This window comes from Treponema primitia ZAS-1 (assembly GCF_000297095.1).
Lineage (GTDB): Bacteria > Spirochaetota > Spirochaetia > Treponematales > Breznakiellaceae > Termitinema > Termitinema primitia_A.
In genome coordinates, this window is sequence record NZ_AEEA01000129.1 from 1 (window position 1) to 17,601 (window position 17,601).

The following is a 17,601-nucleotide window of genomic DNA, read 5'->3' on the forward strand; positions in this document are numbered from 1 at the left end:
ACCCTCTTTCAGGTGGACTTCCCGCTCCGCCAATTGAATGTCGTTTGCTACCATCATCTTAACTAACTCCGGAAGCTGCACCTTCGGTTCCCAGCCGAGCTTTGCCTTTGCCTTGGAAGGATCCCCAATAAGCAACTCAACCTCCGCCGGTCGGAAATAACGGGGATCAATTTCTACCAATACCGTTCCTGAACTGGCGTCTATCCCTTTTTCCTCAACGCCGTTACCTTCCCACTTTAAAACAATTCCCGCTTCCTTAAACGCCATGCTGATAAAATCACGGACCGTTGTGGTTACTCCGGTTGCCATCACATAGTCATCCGGCTCTTCCTGCTGCAGCATAAGCCACATAAGCTCCACATAATCCCCCGCAAAGCCCCAGTCCCGCTTGGAGTCGAGGTTACCCATAAAGAGCCGGTCCTGCAGTCCCAGTTTGATGCGGGCGGCGGCACGGGTGACCTTGCGGGTCACAAAGGTTTCCCCCCTAAGGGGGCTTTCATGATTAAAGAGAATGCCGTTGCTGGCGTGCATCCCGTAGCTCTCCCGGTAATTGACGGTTATCCAATAGGCGTAGAGCTTTGCACAGGCATAAGGGCTTCGGGGATAGAAGGGGGTGGTTTCCTTTTGGGGAATTTCCTGGACCTTGCCGTATAACTCCGAGGTTGAGGCCTGATAAAACCGGACCTTCTTTTCCAGGCCAAGAATCCGGATTGCCTCCAGCAGGCGGAGGGTACCGATGCCGTCATCGTCCGCGGTATACTCGGGTACTTCAAAAGAAACCTGCACATGGCTTTGGGCGCCCAGGTTGTAGATTTCATCGGGTTGGACGTACTGGATAATACGTATTAGGTTTGAAGTGTCGGTCAGGTCCCCGTAATGAAGGATAAAATGTTTATTCTTGACATGGGGGTCCTGGTAGAGGTGGTCAACACGCTGGGTATTGAAGCTGGAAGAGCGGCGTTTGATGCCGTGGACCTCATAGCCTTTCTTCAAGAGAAATTCTGACAGATACGCTCCGTCTTGTCCGGTCACACCGGTGATGAGGGCCGTTTTCATTAATAAATTCCTTTCTCACTTAATTAATTAAACAGGACTTGGTGATGGGGACGATTTTTATTAAAATCAATATCCTGAAAAATTATCTACAGATAAAAGCGATGGATTACAAGGAGACTTATATGTTTTTGCTCTAATAAACTGAGATAATTTATATATTTTTTTCAAAAATATTGTGAATTTCAATGGCTCTAAACTGTTAACTTCCCAAGCATGTTTATCTTCAATTAGAGCATTAATTCTTGATTTTATCCCCGAATTGCTCACACCACCTATTCTCATATAAACAAGAACTTTAGGTAAATAAGATATAGAAATAGAATATTTTTCAAGAAGACGTAATAATATTTCGTAGTCGGCAGCACTGCCGCAATCAAGGCGAAAATTACCATATTTTATATAGATTTCTTTTTTAACAAAGAAAGACGGGTGAGGTATCATCCATCCGGATTTAAATGATTTTCGTTCTCCTGATTTCCAATAACGATAGGGTTTATTATTCTTTACATAAAGCAAATCTCCATATACAGCATCGCTTCCAGTTTTATCAAATTCTCTGCTTATGAAATATAAAACATCATTAGCTGAATAACAATCATCACTATTTAATATCCCAATAATAGTACCAGTTGCAATTTCAATACCCTTATTCATCGCATCATATATACCGGCATCAGGCGAAGAAATATATTTAATTATTTTAGGGTATTTCTCCGCATATTCTTTAATTATATCCAAAGTACCATCTACTGAAGCGCCATCTACAATAATATATTCTAAATTAACATCAACTTGAGATAGCGCAGATTTAATCGTATTACGCATTGTTATAACGCTATTATAACAAACAGTTACTATTGATATTTTCATTTATGTCTTATTGCTTATTAAATTAATTATTTCCATTGCAAATTTATGAATATTACTGTTATAGTTATGGGAAACAACGTCTTTCATATTGCAAAGGCAAGATAACATTTTATTAGCTAGATCATCAGGATCTTTAGGGTTAAAAAAAGAGCAATTATTAATTATCTGCTCCCTATGTAAAGGTATATCTGAAACTAAAATATATTTATTTAAAGCTTTTGCATCTTCAACAACAGTACTCCAACCCTCAAACAATGAAGGCTGAATTATACACACAGCATTATTCATTATCTGCAGTTGTTCATCACGATCAATAAAACCTAAAAATGATACAGAACTATCAATATCCTTTTCTTCGACAAAGTTTTGCAACATGGTAAAATATTCGGGGTTTCTATTATCATATTCTTTGCCGGTAAAAATAACCTTTAGTTCAATACCATTCCTCTTCAATATATCAATTGCTTGTAAAACAATAACCTGATTCTTATGCCTCCAAAATTGGTTGGGTGATATAAAATATAATTGAGGCAAATTATATTTTATTTTTAAAGCAAAGAAATCTACTGTTTTATATTGATCCCCTATTATACTGACAAAAGAAATAATTTCTGTTTTATTTTTAGCCCGGGGGTAAAACATCTTAAAATCTGCCAGTGCAGTAGAGCTGCTAAAAATAATTGGATATCCTTTTCGGATCATCAATAACCTATTCCAGTGACGTAAAGTACATTCAAATACTCGAAAAAAATGCGGTAAATATCGATCTTGAAAATCTGGGATCCAATAATATGCAGATTTTATATTGTTTGTATTAATATGTGTAGCAAACGGATAAACAAAGTCTATTTTTTCTAAAGGTAATTTAATTTCAAAAAGACCACGATAAAAAAATAAATCACTTATAATATTTATTATTTTCTTTAAAAATGATAATTTAATATTGGTTTCTAAAAATTCTATATAAGGATAATTAATCGCTTTAATAGCATCTAATCCAATTTTATATTGATGAATAATCGTTATCTTTGGTTTCACTCCATTATCCGATAGGCTATTTAATGCCTTTATTATATTAAGAACATAATAAGTACCTCCTATCCAAGTTTCATCAAAATTATAAAGTAATGTTAAATGTTTTCTTTCAGCCACTTTGCCAACTCTTTTATTCCCATTTCCAGACTGTAATTATTAACAAACCCATAGGAGGTTAATTTATTTATATCAGATCGCCAATTTATAGGATCACCTTCTCTAATTTGTTGGTTAAAAATAATATTGATATTATCCCTGATATTTTTACATAACAATGTAGCTGCTTCTTTAATAGTAGTCTCTATTCCTGACGATATATTTATTGCTTCACTGTTAAATTCTGCGAATTTTATAATATGATCAATGGCTCTTACCAAATCTTCTATATAGATGAAATCTCTAGATTCATTTCCCGTGCCAAATAATTCTATATTATCACTATTTTTCACCTTTTGAAATATATCCCAGAATATTTGTTTCCTTAAACCCACGCCATAAACAGAGAATATACGTAAATTTATGGTTTGAATCCCATATAATAAAAAGAATTCTTTGCTTATAATCTCTGCCTGCTGTTTATGCCACCCATATGGAGAGATTGGGTTCATCATCATATCTTCGCTTATAGGCAATTTTTTAGGACTACCATAGACAGCAGCCGACGATAAATTTATAAACTTACATTTAGAATTAAATTGCCGTAAAGAGTTAAGTATCCTAAAAACATTAACGGTATTAAGATGATAATCCTTCAATGGATTAACAAATGATTCGGGAACGTTTGCAGCACCAGAACAATTAACACAAACATCAAATTGCTGCGCCTTAAATATTACTGAAAAATCTGGGCTTATTGTGTCTATTGAATAATACTTATTATTATTTTTGGAATCAACAACTATATCTGACTCCCAAACATCATTATTTTGTTTTGAAAAATAAGAAACGCAATGAGAACCAATAAAACCTTTTGAACCGATAATGATTATTTTCATATAACTAATTATTGTGTCAGAGCCTATTTCCAGTTACCAAAGCAAATATTTTTGGTAATTTTTTTCGAATTATTACGCCAATAGTTAAAAACAGTGTTGTTCCAAATATCGCAATACAGAAATATTGTAACAATACACCGGCCAATCCGGATATTGGAATAATTCGCATATAAAGTTTATTCAACACAAGCAAATAGGGTAAATGAATAGCAAAAACAAAAAACGAGTATTTCTCCAATTTTTTAAGAAACTCATATAGATATTTTTTTCTTACAAGAAACCAAGATAATCTTATTAAGAATATACATCCAAGGAAAGTATTAATAGTATGAATTTGTGGGACATGCTTATTAAAAAATAATTCAATACATAATGTTAACAAGCAGACAACGGCTAATTCTATTATATTTATTTTATCGATTTTTCCTTCATTTAATGAATATTTTACAATATAATAACCCAATGAAAAAAACAATAATCCACTAGTTGATACTATATAAATATTTATATCGGTTAACCATATTATAAAAAAAAATATGAATGTTCCTAATGGAAACAAATCGATCAATTTTTTTATCACTAAAAATAACAGATCCAGAATAAATAAATCTCTTAGAAACCAAAACTGACCAACAAGTGGATAGCCTTGTGCCATCGGTGTGAGTTTTCCCCAAAACACATCTATCCAATCAAGTACTCCAAATTGACGAATTAAAGTTCTAGGTGTTGTAAAATATATTTTTGTAAATGAGAAACTTTGAGCTATATAAAAGAACAAAATGGCTAATAAAGTCCAGATAAAATATGGCAATAAAATAGAGCGGCATTTTTTTTTAACTACAATAATAAATTTTATTTCTTTGGCATATATTAAATAACCAGATAATAAAAAATAAGTTGGAAGGATAGTCGTATAAACAATTATCCCTATTAATTGCTGTATTTTGAGTATTATAATATGTTGATATTCGTTCATCGCAAGATTGTCAACAAAATGTAATTCCGTTATATTATTGTGTATTAGTAAAATAAAAAATACAAGAATAAATCGTAATGCAATTATTCTTTTTGATATATTTTCATTTATTTCCATAAAAATTTCCTTTTATTATAAATACTTTAAGGCAAAACGCTCAAGAAAGTATTTGCTACAATTTCTGGTGTAATTTTTTCAGATAATTTTCGACTATTATATGACATTTCTACAAGTCTTTTTTCACTGGCATCTATTATTTTTTCAATTGCTAACTGTATTTCAGAAACATTGCCTGGTTTAAAAGTATAACCATTATAGTTATTTATAACAAAATATGGCACAGCACCACATATGTCCGATGCTAATATCGGTAATCCGCCGGTGGCAGCCTCATGTAATACCAAGGACCATTGCTCTTTTATGGATGGCAGGACAAAACATCCTGCATTTTGAATGTATTTTGTTAATACTTCTTGATTTGCATAATCTTTTATCTCAACATTCTTATTTTTTATTAACACATTCTTTTCGGGTCCATTACCTATTAAAATCAATCGCCATGATTTTCTATCGCTTATTGCATTCCAGGCTTCTATTAAATATTTTAACCCCTTTTCCGGAGAAAACCTACCTATATAAAGTATATTTTTGGGGTATGATCTCTCTTTTTGCACTATGCTTATTTTTCTAAAAAGTTCTGTATCAGCTGAAAGATTATGCATTAAAATATTTTGAGCATGAAAACCCAGTCGGTGAGCATATTCAAATTGCCATAAACCAGATACTTGAATGTGCGAAAAACATTTTCTATGCCAGAAAGGCGACGCTATGATATTAAGCCATTGTTTACCACCACGCCAATAAGTATCAGAACCAGAAACTACCGGAATAGATAAATATTTTCTAGTTTTTCGACATACAGACATATAATCTTTATCTATCCAACCAGAAGTATATATTATTGTTGGATCCAAATTTTTAATCGTTAAAAATAATTCATTTACTGTCTTGAAATCAGACTTTTTATAATAATATACATTCTCAATTTCCGGAGGGATATAAGGAGTTAAGATTTTTTTGTCCCAGTGAAAAACATGAATAGCAACATTTTTCCGTTTCAACAGCTCATGAAATATTGCTATATTATAGGGTTGAATTTCTGTATAAAGATATATGATATTAATTTTCAAAATAGCTCACCATATGTCAGAGTATAAATACAATTATGTATCTTTAACATTCTCTTTTAAATTACATATTCATATTTTTGCAGAGAATCTATTAAATATTGAACACGAATATTCCAGTAAGCATTTTCTTTAGTAAAGTTATAATTTTTATCAACTTAATATTAAAAAATATTAATATTTTTTTAGAATTTCATTATTTATAACAGAACTATACCTGATGAGATCTATAAATTCTTTAGGATCCCCTCTCAATATTATTGTTCGAAAAAGTATACATTCCTAATCAGGAAAATGTGTATACAAAATATTCAAAGTATTTTCTATTAATTTCAACTTTTTAAAATTATTCCGTACTAGGGAAATGATTTTCATAAATTTATACATATTTATCATTTGCCTATAAGATCTTTTATAATTTAATCCAAATACCTTATGAATATATTCACTTGATTGTAAACCCATTATCACCTGTTTATCAGAATTCACCCTGTTCTCAATAGGATGAATATATGAAATATTCTTGTTATATAAGAATTTACATTTCTTTATCTTACAAGCAATTGACAAGTGAATATATTTTTCTTCACCATATAAAAATATATTTTCATTAAAATAACCTATATTTTCTATTATTTCTTTTCTAATTGCAAAACAAGCTCCACTAAAACAACAATGTTTTTGATTATAAATATTTAACAATTTATATATTTTATAAAATATTAATTCAAAAATACTAGTATTCAACATTAAAAAAGATCGGCCTTTCCTATGTTCATTCTCATATTGCTGTAATCCAACAATTACAACATTGTGATTAGTAAAACTACTATATAATTCTTGAAAAATAGGCTTATTTAATATAACATCAGGATTCATTATCAAAATAATTGGAGCAGAAGATATTTTTATTCCAATGTTATTCCCATACCCGTAGCCACCATTTTTATTATTTTTTACGAAAACTATTTTTCCTTGATAATATTCTTTTATTATACTAGATACACATTCAACATCATCGCTATTGTTATCAACAATTATTATTTCTAATTTTTCACCTATATCATTATTATTAATAATAGAATCTAAACATTTTTTTATTATATTACTTGAGTTGAATGTGACTATTATAATAGATATTTTTTTCATTTCAAAACCATTATTTATTAATAATTCTTATAAAAAAAATATTTTGAGCAAGCATGGATAATAATAGAATAAAATAATAATTACTACTATCATCAAATATTTTTTTCCCCTTAAAATTATACCAAAAAAGTATAATTGAATATATTAAAAAATAATCTGTAACTCGTTCAATTAATAAAATACTTCTACCTAATGCAAATATCATTAATCCAAATAAATAAACATTTAAATATTTGAAATAATACAATGAATTATTACTTCTAACACCGTCTATAAATAAAAGTGCACTCATCCAAAAAAATAAAAATTTCAATGATACCCTTGATGATCCAAAAAAATACTGAGATTCCATATAATGTAATAACATAGAAACAAGTCGATTTATATTATTCTGCGATAAACTAATAAAATCATTTTGAGTTATATAATTCACAATTTGATAAGATATATCTGAAAAATAAATTGATCCAATAATAAACCAATAAATATAATAGATATTGCTTTTAGATCGTTTTGACAAATTAATTATCAAAATAATTATAATACCAAAGAGCCAGGCTGCAATATGAAAAGTTCCCGATACGATATATAATATAACAATAAAGACAATATCCTTTTTATTTTTTTATTTTTTATACAATATACCGATAAAAGCAATAAAAATGATATTGATAGTCCTTCGCGTAATATTACAGCATTATGATAAATTCCCCAGAATGGAATATAAAGAAGTAATAATAATAATGATGAATAATTATCATTTAAGTAACCACTTTGTATAGATAAGTTCTTTTGAACACACATAACTAAAAATAAATTAAAAAACGTTATAATAGCAAAGAATAGTCTAAAATTATCATGCACAAATATTTTAATTATTTTATTTATTATTTGATAGCCAATTTCAAAACGCAGGTTACTACTTGTATCAAATAAATTTGTATTTGATACAAGATAATATCTTATATATATTAACGTATCAGGTACCATGCTTGATCTTAAAGCTATCAAAATGATAAAAGGTAGTATAAAAAGTATGATTACGATATATCTACCCTTTATTTTATTTGCTAATTCAATAAACAGAAAGGAATAAATAGAATAAAATAAAATAATGGCCGAACTCATCTAACACCTGAATAGATATTTATAGGAATATATACAATAATATAATTAGAGCTTTATCCTATACAAAGTATTTTTTAAAATAATTACTAAATTTCTAATAGGAAAATATAAATCACATCTTATTAATATAAGTATAATTAGTTTCAAGTATTTAGATTTAGAAAAATTTCTATGTATATAACTTTCATGACGCGCAATCAATCTAAGTAAACCCTTTGTTTGCATATAAGAATCAACTCTTTTCTCAAAGAGCTCACCCCCATACTTTGGATATCTTTTCGAAGCTGGATGTGAATAGTTATAAATATCTTTTTTAAAATCATCTGTTCGTATTAAATAGCATTGATCAGAAAACCCATATCCAACAAAAAAATTTTCTGGACGCTTATCATCAAAGTTCATACATATAGTATTATAACTATAATCCCACATCGGATTAGCTACAAAATATTTACTTTCACTATTTAAAATCTCACAGGCATCATGTATCCATCGACTATTTTTATTTTTTTTATTCATAAATGCATCACTAGAGAAATGGAGATGGTATTTGGTTTTAGATAAATATATACCAACTAATTCAGCACTCGAATAATAATATCCTGTTCCAAACGATTCTTTTTTAATATCAAAACATTTCAGAGCCTCGTCGATATAATCATCTACAAAATAATATGCGTCTATTATACCTTTATCAATCTTTTTTTGTGCAAATATTTTTACTTTTTCTGGATTATCTACATTATTTATAATCAATTGTTTAAACTTAAAGTTATAATTACAATTATTAATCATATTATTTAAATAATTTGTTTTTAATAAATATTCCCAATCTTTTTCATAACATTTTGTTTCAAATGTTATGGGGTAACAGAAGACCTCTTTTATAATATTTGTTCTCATATTCTAAAATAAATATTCCTTATTGATTGTTTGCCATCTTTCTTTAGATGAAATACTGCCCATAATTTGATTAATTTCTAATCTTAATAATTTTTCTATAATTTCTTTTGTAAATCTATATTTGATTATTCTTGCAGGAACTCCTCCAACTATGGCATACGGTGGTACATCTTTTGTAATTACTGCGCCAGTAGCTAACACTGCCCCTTGGCCTATGGTGAGACCAGATAAAAGAATTACGTTAGAACCAATCCAAACATCATCTTTGATTATAATATCACCCTTACTTATAGCATCGTATCCGGAATTCAATAAAAGGCTATTTACAGGATACGAAGATAATTTAGCTATGTCATGATCTACACATAAAAGAAATTTCGAGTCATCACCTATTGAACAATAAGAGCCAATTATTAGTTTAGTCGTTGTTTTAGACGCAATTTGAACATTTAATTTTCCGTACGTTTTTTCGCCTATTTTTACATTTTCTATAGGAAAAATACATACAGGGATTGTTAAATTTAGTTTGTTTAATTTTCGCCATTTTGCAATAAATAGTAATAGTTTCATTTTATTTATTACATGGCGATATAAATATTTGATCATATTTAAATTAAAAATGTAATTGCGATTTCTTGCCATTTAATGCTTATTGTTTTTTATACAAATTATTTATTACAACATTTTTTTAGCCAATTGACTGTTAGCCCGCCAGTTATTGGATATATACTTAGATAAAAATAACATCGTTTTATTATTTCATTGATATCTTTACGTTCCTTACTATAAAATCTGCCAATGACCGTGTCTCATCAAATGATATTTCTGCTTCATAAACAAATCATATCTACTTTGTTTTGTTTGGATTTCTAGCGATGCCCAAATTTATAAATTTAATAACTTTTTTTATTAAATTTAGGTATGTCATTGGTGAAAATATCATTATCAATTTAAAATACTTTAAAAAAACTCTTTTATTTGATTTATAATTTAGTGTTAACAAAATATAATTTAAGTATAAATGCCATGCATAAAATAAATCACCATTTCTTACTAATTTATAAAATCCTTCCTTGTAAAAATATTTTCTCATGTCATGAAAAACTCGCTCATTCATTCCTAATTCATCACGGCATAAAGAACCAGAATGTATTCGATAATAATACAACTCTTTATCTACAAGAAATATTTTATTTCCAGTAGTTATTATACTAGTCGTAAATGGCCATTCGTCAGCAAATGGATAGTCTTCATTATATCCACCTACCGAGTTAAATAATTCTTTTGAAAAGAACAAACCAGGACCTGGAACAAATAACCACCTCAAAATCATTTTTTTTTGGCATTTTAAATCAGTATTAATTTCTTTATAACATTTTTCATAAGAACTTTCTTCTTTTTCTATTAACTCTCTATCTTCACCAAAAAGTTTCAATTTGCAACAACAAATATTACAATTATTAATAGCAACAAAATTTACAAATTCATTTATAGAAAAAGGAAATAATTTATCATCCCCCGCTAATATTTTTATCCATTGTCCGGTTGAAGCATTAATACCTCGATTGAGATTTATTGCAGTACCTGTATTCTTATTTGGAACAATTATTTTTACATTTTTAAATAGTTTTCTGTTTTCTTCAAGCCACTTATTGCAAATATCTACAGTGTCATCAGAAGAATGGTCATCTGAAATTACTAATTCAATATTTTGATAAGTTTGTTCTTTTACACTTTCCAAAGTTTCAGAAATATATTCAGACGAATTAAATGTAATAATAACTATTGAAACTAAAGAGAATTGATCCATTTTACTTCTTCAGATTGAATATAAATAATTTTCATCATTATTTTAGTTGTGATATATACAACATGATTCTTCATGAAAATCATTCGTAATATTAATTCAATAACAATCTCTTCAGTCTTTATAATATTCACTAAGGCATTAGTGGAAAGACCTATCATTCTTTTAACAATATCTATACTCTATCTTTTTTATTAAATTTTGTAATAATATTACACATTTCTTCTTCTTTTAATAAAAAGAGACTTATACCATAAACAAACATACCCAAGGGTATACCAAAAACAAGTACAAGTATATTTGATCTTATCATTCTAACAAAAATTATTAAAAATACTGCCATAATAAATGTAGAAATTATAATATTTTTTTCATCAAATGTTTGTTTCAACACTCCATAACTAAATATGCACTTCGGCACATAAGCATTAATTAAATAAGAAATAAAAGCTGTAATAAAATTTCCAATAACTATTGCCTTTATACTTATTGGAAACGTAATAATCATTGCTATTAAAATCATTGGCATTTTACTCATATCCAACTTTAAAAAAAGGCCGGAACTTCCTATCGCATTTGCCAAATTTAGATTGAGGGCACTTAATGGATAAAATAAATAGGTTAATGCTGCCCAAAACAACAAATCAGCACTTGGAAGCCATTTATCAGTCAAAAGGACGATAATAATGTGCTTTGATAATAAAGCAATTCCGGTCATGATCGGGAAAACAAATATGGCGGTTATCCTCAATAGTCTTTTATATACTTCCAGTAGTTTAGATCGATCATTTTGTAATGATGTTAGTAAGGGAAACGTTGATGTTTGTAATACACTTGCAATTAGACCCGATGGTAATTGAGCGAATTGTTGCGCCCGAGTATAAAATCCTAGTTGCTTTGACTGGTATATTTTTCCGATCACGATAGAATAAATATTGTTAAATATTGTTGCTAACGTACCCGCTAATAATAACTTAGAACCAAAACTAAAAAGCCTTTTAAAGGATTGAAAAGAAATTTTTTGTGTTGGCCGCCAACACCCGACAATCCAAAACAAAACCATACTAACAATAGAACGAACTAACGACTGAATAACTAATGACCATACACCGTAATTATTATAAGCGGAGATAATCCCAATAACACCGGAAATTACAACAGAAACAAAATTTACCAGGGCAATTTTTTTAAAATCAACGGCAATCATTAAGCGTGCATTTTGTACAACAGTGAACGAATTAAAAATAATTATGAGAAATAAAACCCTTGTTAACTGTAGAAGAATCGGAGTGCGGTAAAAGTGCGCGATAAGAGGAGCAAACAAAAATAAGATAACATAAATAACAATACTAATTACAAAATTGAAAAAAAATACAGTGGAAAAATCTGTCTCCGTTCGATCCTGGCGTTGAATTAATGCATTTGAAAATCCGCTGTCAATGAAAATTTGTGATAGTGCAATAAATATTGTTAACATCGCGATTATACCATAATCATCCGGTGATAACAGGCGCGCTAATATAATCCCGATAACAAAGCTAACTATCTGCGTTGAAGCTTTTTCAAAAAAATTCCATAACATTCCAATGATTGTTTTTGATTTAATAAAATTTTTCACTTATTTAATTTCCGAATATTACAAATATTTTGATATGTTTTTATCTGCTCTTTTTCTTCCATACTCTGTAATCCTATATTTAAAAACAAAAGCCTCTTCATATACCTCTAATATACCTACCGTTGTAAGCGACATTAATTGCTTATCTATTTCGTTGATATTACATTGTATTTCTCCTTGATATATATTAAAAAAATTTTTATATATTTCTTGTGCAGTCATTCCGCCTTCTTGATGAAATAGTACCCGTATAATATTATAACGCATAGGAATATTAGATTCATCCATATTATTTTCCTTTATTAGTCAATATTCATTTGATAATATTGCGTAATGAAAAAAGCTCTTTAGGGTTACCAGCTATTAAGACAACACCGAAAATCAAAGTTATAAGACCAATAATAAAATTTATAGTTAATTTACTGCCAAGAAATAAAAACGCAATAACCGCTGCAACAAGGGTATATGTAACATTCAAAGCCATACCGCGTGCAGTTCCACAAGCATAGTTTGATTTATAATAATAGAGGCATGAAAAGCCTGATGCAAAACCAGAAGCACATAGGAATAAAAAACCGCTTGTAGGGATTGTGGCTATTAGTAATTTTATTGCACTTAAGTTATAACCAGAAATGAATAAAAGAGTTATAAAGAATATAATTGCAGAAACAAACTGTCGAATACCAACCGCTATATCGGGATCAATAAAATCCATGCAAGAACAGGCAAGATTCCCTTCAAGTGCCCAAGCAAGAGAGGAAACACCAGCTGCTATAATACCAAGATAAAAATGCGGATACGATTCCCCTGGAGTAATCATCCAGCTAATTATAATAGCTCCTGCCACACATACAAAAACTCCTATCCACCCTCGTAAAGATATTTTTTCTTTTAAAAAGGTTCTGGATAATATTGCACCTACTGCCGGACAGGTAGCACTTATTGCAACAGGATATATAGGACCTGCTAGAAATACACCTGTCGCAAAGGAAGCAGTCGCTAGCATTCCTCCAAATATAGATGCCACAATAATTAACCTTCCAGGCTTCGTTCTGAGAACTCTAAAATATTCCTTCCCTTTTCCTTTTTTCAGATTCATAAGAAGCATCCATATACTTGCCATAGTATCTTGTAAGCAACCTATGACAAAGGGAACGACAAATAATCCTAATCCGATACTGGAATTTAGTGGTTCGGTTGAACTTCCCAAAGTTTGAAATAAAGAAACAAAACCATAAAGCGCACCTCCAATTAATCCCCAAATAATTCCCTTTCTTGCATATGATAACTGTTTTTTTTCTTGGGTTTCGTTAATATCCATTTAATTCAATCCCTTCAATATATTACTTAAATATGATCGTAATTCTTTTAATTCTTTTGAAAAAAAATCATAGTTTGTTGAAATACTCCACGCGATCCAATAATCACATAATAACATAGTCGCCAATGTGGCAAGTCTTTTATCAGGTATTTCTGAAAGTTTCTCAGTAATTTCTATACAATCGGCGTGCTTATATATATATAGGGAAGCGAAGAAACAGCCTAAATCCCAATATCTTACTGAATAACAAAGAAATTCCCAATCAATTGGGACCAAGCCATTCTGTCCTTTAACAATATTTGTATATGCCATGTCACCATGACTTACATATTTTATATCATTAAGCAAATCTTTATACAGACCACCATCTGGAGAATAATCATATTTTTTAAAAACATTAAGAATAGAAATTGTTGGTTTTAATCCTGATCTGTTAATTTTTTCAGATAAATCTACTATTTCTTTAGCTGTTATTTGTGCAGTAACAGATCCTTCAATATAGGGAAGCAATACAATATTATCAAATCGCTGATAACTTGTGATCCCAAACAATTTTCTTTCAAGCAACTGAGTATATGCATCGTCAATAAAATTAATATCCCCATGAACTACTTTTTTAATAACAATATTACCAAGTTTTATATTAAAATTGGTGTCACCTCCCAATTTGATTGCATGTGATGGTGTTAATTTGTTAATCAATTCCGTTGTGGACATAAGACTACTGCGGCCCATTACATGAAATCCATTTACTGATTTTATATATTCATATACTTTTGGATTTTCGTCAAAATCGGTTCCTTGACAATGGTCAGTTATACTATACTTTTCATAAAACCATTGCTTGTAATTTTCAACATATGTTTCCAAGGGATCTTCTATAACCGTTACCCGTTTATTTGACTTAAATATTGTTTCTATTGTTTTTATACGATCCAGGCATGACTGTATTGGTGTTCTCTTAAAAGATTCTGTATATTTATCTGTGGCAACTCCAACGATCAAATTTTGATCGGGAAATGAATCAAGTATCTTTATTATGCTTTCCATATGTCCAGCGTGAAAAAGGTCAAATACCCCAGCAGTAAAGACATTGCCCGCTTTATTTGTATTCATAACCTATTGCCACCTTTATTTCTTTTAATATAGTATCCGCAACATGGGGATAATTAATTTTAAGTTTTCTATTAGCATATTCATCACGATTTTTTTTCAATTCATCGTTATTTGGAATTACAACAGCGTCAATAAAATTTAATATTTCTTTTTCACTAAATGCTTTATAATAAACATCTAAACACTCTTTACCAAATTTCGTAAATATTGTATTCATTTGTTTATAACTTTTTAACATATAGCAACATGGATTACCGGTAAACAAATATTCCACTAAAAATGAACTGCAATCGTGAATAATTGCATCGGAATTTACAAAAACATCAAAATACGTTCCTCCGCTAGAATAAATAACATTTTGATTTACAGTCAATTTCTCTAGATATTCATTTGCTTTTTTCTCTCCCCATATTTCTTCTTTAGATAAAGTGACAAACAATAGGGGGTGCGGACGAAAAATGAAATCAATATCAGGGTATTTTAGAGGTAATGCCTGAAAAAAATCAGCATATCGAAAAAAATTAGAAAATTGCAAATAATCCGGTATATCTTTAGCTATTGTATGATGAGGTGCAAGAATAATACGCTTACGTGAAAATTCCAACTTTTGTTGTATTGCAAAATCATCCATTTTACAATACCCAGTTAAGCTGACATTCTTTCCTTTAATGTCTTGATATCGTTGGTATTCCTTATATGAAAATTTAGTTTCCGAGAATACTTTCCAAAACATATTCATTGATGGCAAATTAATTATATTTTTTTTGGAATAATTCTCTGATGATAAAAATCCATAGTTAACATGGATCGTTAATACATTTTTATCTTTATAATATTCCATCTTAAAAAATTTATGGGTCATTTCATCGTAAGGATTCAAAAAACATACAATGTCGAATTTATCTGAATAATCGATAAACTTATTTATATCTTCGTTATACCCAAAAAATATTTTTTTCTCATCATACAAAGATAGAAATGTACTATATGTTTTATGTAACTGGGTTAACATATTGTCATTACCCCTATGAGTATCAGGAGTTACCACGATGTAGGGATCAAACAGATCGTCGTGCAACATCCGTTCAAATAGAGGTTTTGCAGAGAAAGTTGAATCATATATTACATAAAATCCAGCAACTATCTTCCGTTCTGACTTAACTTTCTCATGCACAATACTTATAACTTCAATGTAATGTTTTTGAACTTTATTATATTTAATCATTGCAACGATATATACAAAAGGTTTTTTAAGTCGAATAAATAAGGCCGATAATAGCTCTTGCTTTTTCCATTTGATTTTTAATTTCACCAAAAATTCTTTAATTGCCATTTAATTATTCCATTTATTAATAACATCAATTGTATAATGTATCTGATCGTCTATTAATACCGGACTCATAGGTAAACTCAACTCTTCATCATGGATTTGTTCCGTTATAGGGAACGATAAATTATTCCATTCCTTATAACATTCCTGTCTATGGGGCGGTATGGGGTAATGAATTATTGTTTGTAGTCCATTTTCTGTAAGGTAGTTCTGTAATTCAGTCCTTTTTTTTACCCGAATTGGGAATATATGGAATACATTATTGTTATAGTCAAAAACATTTGGAAGTATTACATTTGAATTCCTAATACCTTCTATATATTTCCTAGCTACTTCTTTTCGTAATTTATTATCTTCATCAAGATATTTTAATTTAACCGTAAGTACTGCAGCCTGGATTTCATCAAGACGGCTATTACTTCCCTGGTATTTAAAAACATATTTTTTTGATGAACCATAATTTGCAAGAGACCGAATCGTATCGGCAAGTTCTTTATCGTCAGTCGTTACTGCGCCTCCATCCCCAAGAGCTCCAAGGTTCTTTCCGGGATAAAAGCTATGTCCTGCGGCATCTCCAAGAGAGCCGGTTTTCTGTCCATTATATAAGCACCCATGAGATTGAGCATTATCTTCTATCAGCTTTAGATTATACTGTTTACAAAGCTGTCCTATCTTCTCGGTATACGCGCAACGGCCATATAAGTGCACAATCATGATTGCCTTTGTTCTTTTAGTTATCGCAGCCTCTATTTTTGCATCGTCAATTTGATAGGTATTTATATCCGGCTCTACCAAAATAGGTACAAGCCGGTTCTCGGTGATCGCCAAAATCGAAGCGATATAGGTATTTGCCGGGACAATTACTTCATCATCGGGAGATATTACACCCAGCTCGATATATGCCCGCAATATCCAGATAAGTGCATCGAGTCCATTGGCAACACCGATAGTATATTGTGTCCCGATGTATTGAGAATAATTCGTTTCAAAGAGTTTGTTTTCTTCACCCTGTAAATACCAACCGGAGTCTATAACACGGGTTACTGCACCATGAATTTCTTTAGAATACTTATCTGTTATATCTTTTAATGATAGAAATGAAACTGTCAT

At 30.0% G+C, this 17,601-nt stretch carries 18 protein-coding genes; all 18 read right to left on the bottom strand.

The genetic code is table 11. The features are described 5' to 3' along the window. On the bottom strand, positions 1-1,056 hold a 1,056-nt coding region (gene gmd, locus TPRIMZ1_RS0115595; protein WP_010262375.1), incomplete at its 3' end, for a GDP-mannose 4,6-dehydratase. Between the two features lie 66 nt (positions 1,057-1,122). Continuing rightward, the gene (locus TPRIMZ1_RS0115600) at positions 1,123-1,926 is read right to left on the bottom strand and encodes a glycosyltransferase family 2 protein (protein WP_010262378.1); all 804 of its coding nucleotides are present in this window, start codon (positions 1,924-1,926) and stop codon (positions 1,123-1,125) included. Then, the gene (locus TPRIMZ1_RS0115605; RefSeq protein ID WP_010262381.1) at positions 1,927-3,078 is read right to left on the bottom strand and encodes a glycosyltransferase; all 1,152 of its coding nucleotides are present in this window, start codon (positions 3,076-3,078) and stop codon (positions 1,927-1,929) included. Further along, positions 3,057-3,956, bottom strand: a complete 900-nt coding sequence (locus tag TPRIMZ1_RS0115610; protein ID WP_010262384.1) for an NAD-dependent epimerase/dehydratase family protein — start codon at positions 3,954-3,956, stop codon at positions 3,057-3,059. Before TPRIMZ1_RS0115610 ends, TPRIMZ1_RS0115605 begins: the two co-directional genes overlap by 22 nt. 16 nt (positions 3,957-3,972) lie before the next feature. Next, complete coding sequence (locus TPRIMZ1_RS0115615; protein WP_010262386.1) at positions 3,973-5,049, bottom strand: acyltransferase family protein; 1,077 nt, start codon at positions 5,047-5,049, stop codon at positions 3,973-3,975. Between the two features lie 26 nt (positions 5,050-5,075). Beyond that, positions 5,076-6,122 (bottom strand): glycosyltransferase family 4 protein, encoded by a 1,047-nt coding sequence (locus TPRIMZ1_RS0115620; protein ID WP_010262389.1) that lies wholly within the window; start codon positions 6,120-6,122, stop codon positions 5,076-5,078. A 279-nt stretch (positions 6,123-6,401) separates the two neighbouring features. Next, positions 6,402-7,268 (bottom strand): glycosyltransferase, encoded by an 867-nt coding sequence (locus TPRIMZ1_RS0115625; protein ID WP_010262392.1) that lies wholly within the window; start codon positions 7,266-7,268, stop codon positions 6,402-6,404. 10 nt (positions 7,269-7,278) lie between these two features. After that, the gene (locus tag TPRIMZ1_RS21170) at positions 7,279-7,878 is read right to left on the bottom strand and encodes an EpsG family protein (protein WP_081503685.1); all 600 of its coding nucleotides are present in this window, start codon (positions 7,876-7,878) and stop codon (positions 7,279-7,281) included. Beyond that, positions 7,806-8,396, bottom strand: a complete 591-nt coding sequence (locus TPRIMZ1_RS21175; RefSeq protein WP_081503686.1) for an EpsG family protein — start codon at positions 8,394-8,396, stop codon at positions 7,806-7,808. Before TPRIMZ1_RS21175 ends, TPRIMZ1_RS21170 begins: the two co-directional genes overlap by 73 nt. A 45-nt stretch (positions 8,397-8,441) precedes the next feature. Next, positions 8,442-9,299: a hypothetical protein gene (locus TPRIMZ1_RS0115630; RefSeq protein WP_010262395.1), complete on the bottom strand. Its 858-nt coding sequence runs from the start codon at positions 9,297-9,299 to the stop codon at positions 8,442-8,444. Between the two features lie 3 nt (positions 9,300-9,302). Next, a complete protein-coding gene (locus TPRIMZ1_RS19325; RefSeq protein ID WP_010262398.1) occupies positions 9,303-9,941 on the bottom strand; it encodes a CatB-related O-acetyltransferase in 639 nt (212 codons plus the stop codon). 205 nt (positions 9,942-10,146) lie between these two features. Then, on the bottom strand, positions 10,147-11,109 hold the full coding sequence (locus TPRIMZ1_RS19900) for a glycosyltransferase family 2 protein (RefSeq protein WP_010262401.1): 963 nt from the start codon (positions 11,107-11,109) through the stop codon (positions 10,147-10,149). 172 nt (positions 11,110-11,281) lie between these two features. Continuing rightward, positions 11,282-12,724, bottom strand: coding sequence for a lipopolysaccharide biosynthesis protein (locus TPRIMZ1_RS0115650; RefSeq protein WP_010262402.1), 1,443 nt, complete (start codon positions 12,722-12,724; stop codon positions 11,282-11,284). An 18-nt stretch (positions 12,725-12,742) separates the two neighbouring features. Beyond that, positions 12,743-13,012, bottom strand: coding sequence for a hypothetical protein (locus TPRIMZ1_RS0115655; protein WP_010262403.1), 270 nt, complete (start codon positions 13,010-13,012; stop codon positions 12,743-12,745). 25 nt (positions 13,013-13,037) lie between these two features. Continuing rightward, the gene (locus TPRIMZ1_RS0115660; protein WP_010262405.1) at positions 13,038-14,045 is read right to left on the bottom strand and encodes a DMT family transporter; all 1,008 of its coding nucleotides are present in this window, start codon (positions 14,043-14,045) and stop codon (positions 13,038-13,040) included. Continuing rightward, complete coding sequence (locus tag TPRIMZ1_RS19335) at positions 14,046-15,161, bottom strand: adenylyltransferase/cytidyltransferase family protein (protein WP_010262406.1); 1,116 nt, start codon at positions 15,159-15,161, stop codon at positions 14,046-14,048. It abuts the gene before it with no gap. Further along, complete coding sequence (locus tag TPRIMZ1_RS19340; RefSeq protein WP_010262409.1) at positions 15,148-16,494, bottom strand: hypothetical protein; 1,347 nt, start codon at positions 16,492-16,494, stop codon at positions 15,148-15,150. The genes TPRIMZ1_RS19335 and TPRIMZ1_RS19340 overlap by 14 nt, the downstream gene beginning before the upstream one ends. Next, on the bottom strand, positions 16,495-17,601 hold the full coding sequence (locus TPRIMZ1_RS0115675; protein WP_010262411.1) for a DegT/DnrJ/EryC1/StrS family aminotransferase: 1,107 nt from the start codon (positions 17,599-17,601) through the stop codon (positions 16,495-16,497).

What these genes read in the sequence shown, in the direction of transcription:
- TPRIMZ1_RS0115600 (WP_010262378.1), bottom strand. Translation starts at nt 1,926, where the DNA reads ATGAAAATATCAATAGTAACTGTTTGTTATAATAGCGTTATAACAATG.
- TPRIMZ1_RS0115610 (WP_010262384.1), bottom strand. Translation starts at nt 3,956, where the DNA reads ATGAAAATAATCATTATCGGTTCAAAAGGTTTTATTGGTTCTCATTGC.
- TPRIMZ1_RS0115615 (WP_010262386.1), bottom strand. Translation starts at nt 5,049, where the DNA reads ATGGAAATAAATGAAAATATATCAAAAAGAATAATTGCATTACGATTT.
- TPRIMZ1_RS0115625 (WP_010262392.1), bottom strand. Translation starts at nt 7,268, where the DNA reads ATGAAAAAAATATCTATTATAATAGTCACATTCAACTCAAGTAATATA.
- TPRIMZ1_RS21175 (WP_081503686.1), bottom strand. Translation starts at nt 8,396, where the DNA reads ATGAGTTCGGCCATTATTTTATTTTATTCTATTTATTCCTTTCTGTTT.
- TPRIMZ1_RS0115630 (WP_010262395.1), bottom strand. Translation starts at nt 9,299, where the DNA reads ATGAGAACAAATATTATAAAAGAGGTCTTCTGTTACCCCATAACATTT.
- TPRIMZ1_RS19325 (WP_010262398.1), bottom strand. Translation starts at nt 9,941, where the DNA reads ATGGCAAGAAATCGCAATTACATTTTTAATTTAAATATGATCAAATAT.
- TPRIMZ1_RS19900 (WP_010262401.1), bottom strand. Translation starts at nt 11,109, where the DNA reads ATGGATCAATTCTCTTTAGTTTCAATAGTTATTATTACATTTAATTCG.
- TPRIMZ1_RS0115655 (WP_010262403.1), bottom strand. Translation starts at nt 13,012, where the DNA reads ATGGATGAATCTAATATTCCTATGCGTTATAATATTATACGGGTACTA.
- TPRIMZ1_RS0115660 (WP_010262405.1), bottom strand. Translation starts at nt 14,045, where the DNA reads ATGGATATTAACGAAACCCAAGAAAAAAAACAGTTATCATATGCAAGA.
- TPRIMZ1_RS19335 (WP_010262406.1), bottom strand. Translation starts at nt 15,161, where the DNA reads ATGAATACAAATAAAGCGGGCAATGTCTTTACTGCTGGGGTATTTGAC.
- TPRIMZ1_RS19340 (WP_010262409.1), bottom strand. Translation starts at nt 16,494, where the DNA reads ATGGCAATTAAAGAATTTTTGGTGAAATTAAAAATCAAATGGAAAAAG.
- TPRIMZ1_RS0115675 (WP_010262411.1), bottom strand. Translation starts at nt 17,601, where the DNA reads ATGACAGTTTCATTTCTATCATTAAAAGATATAACAGATAAGTATTCT.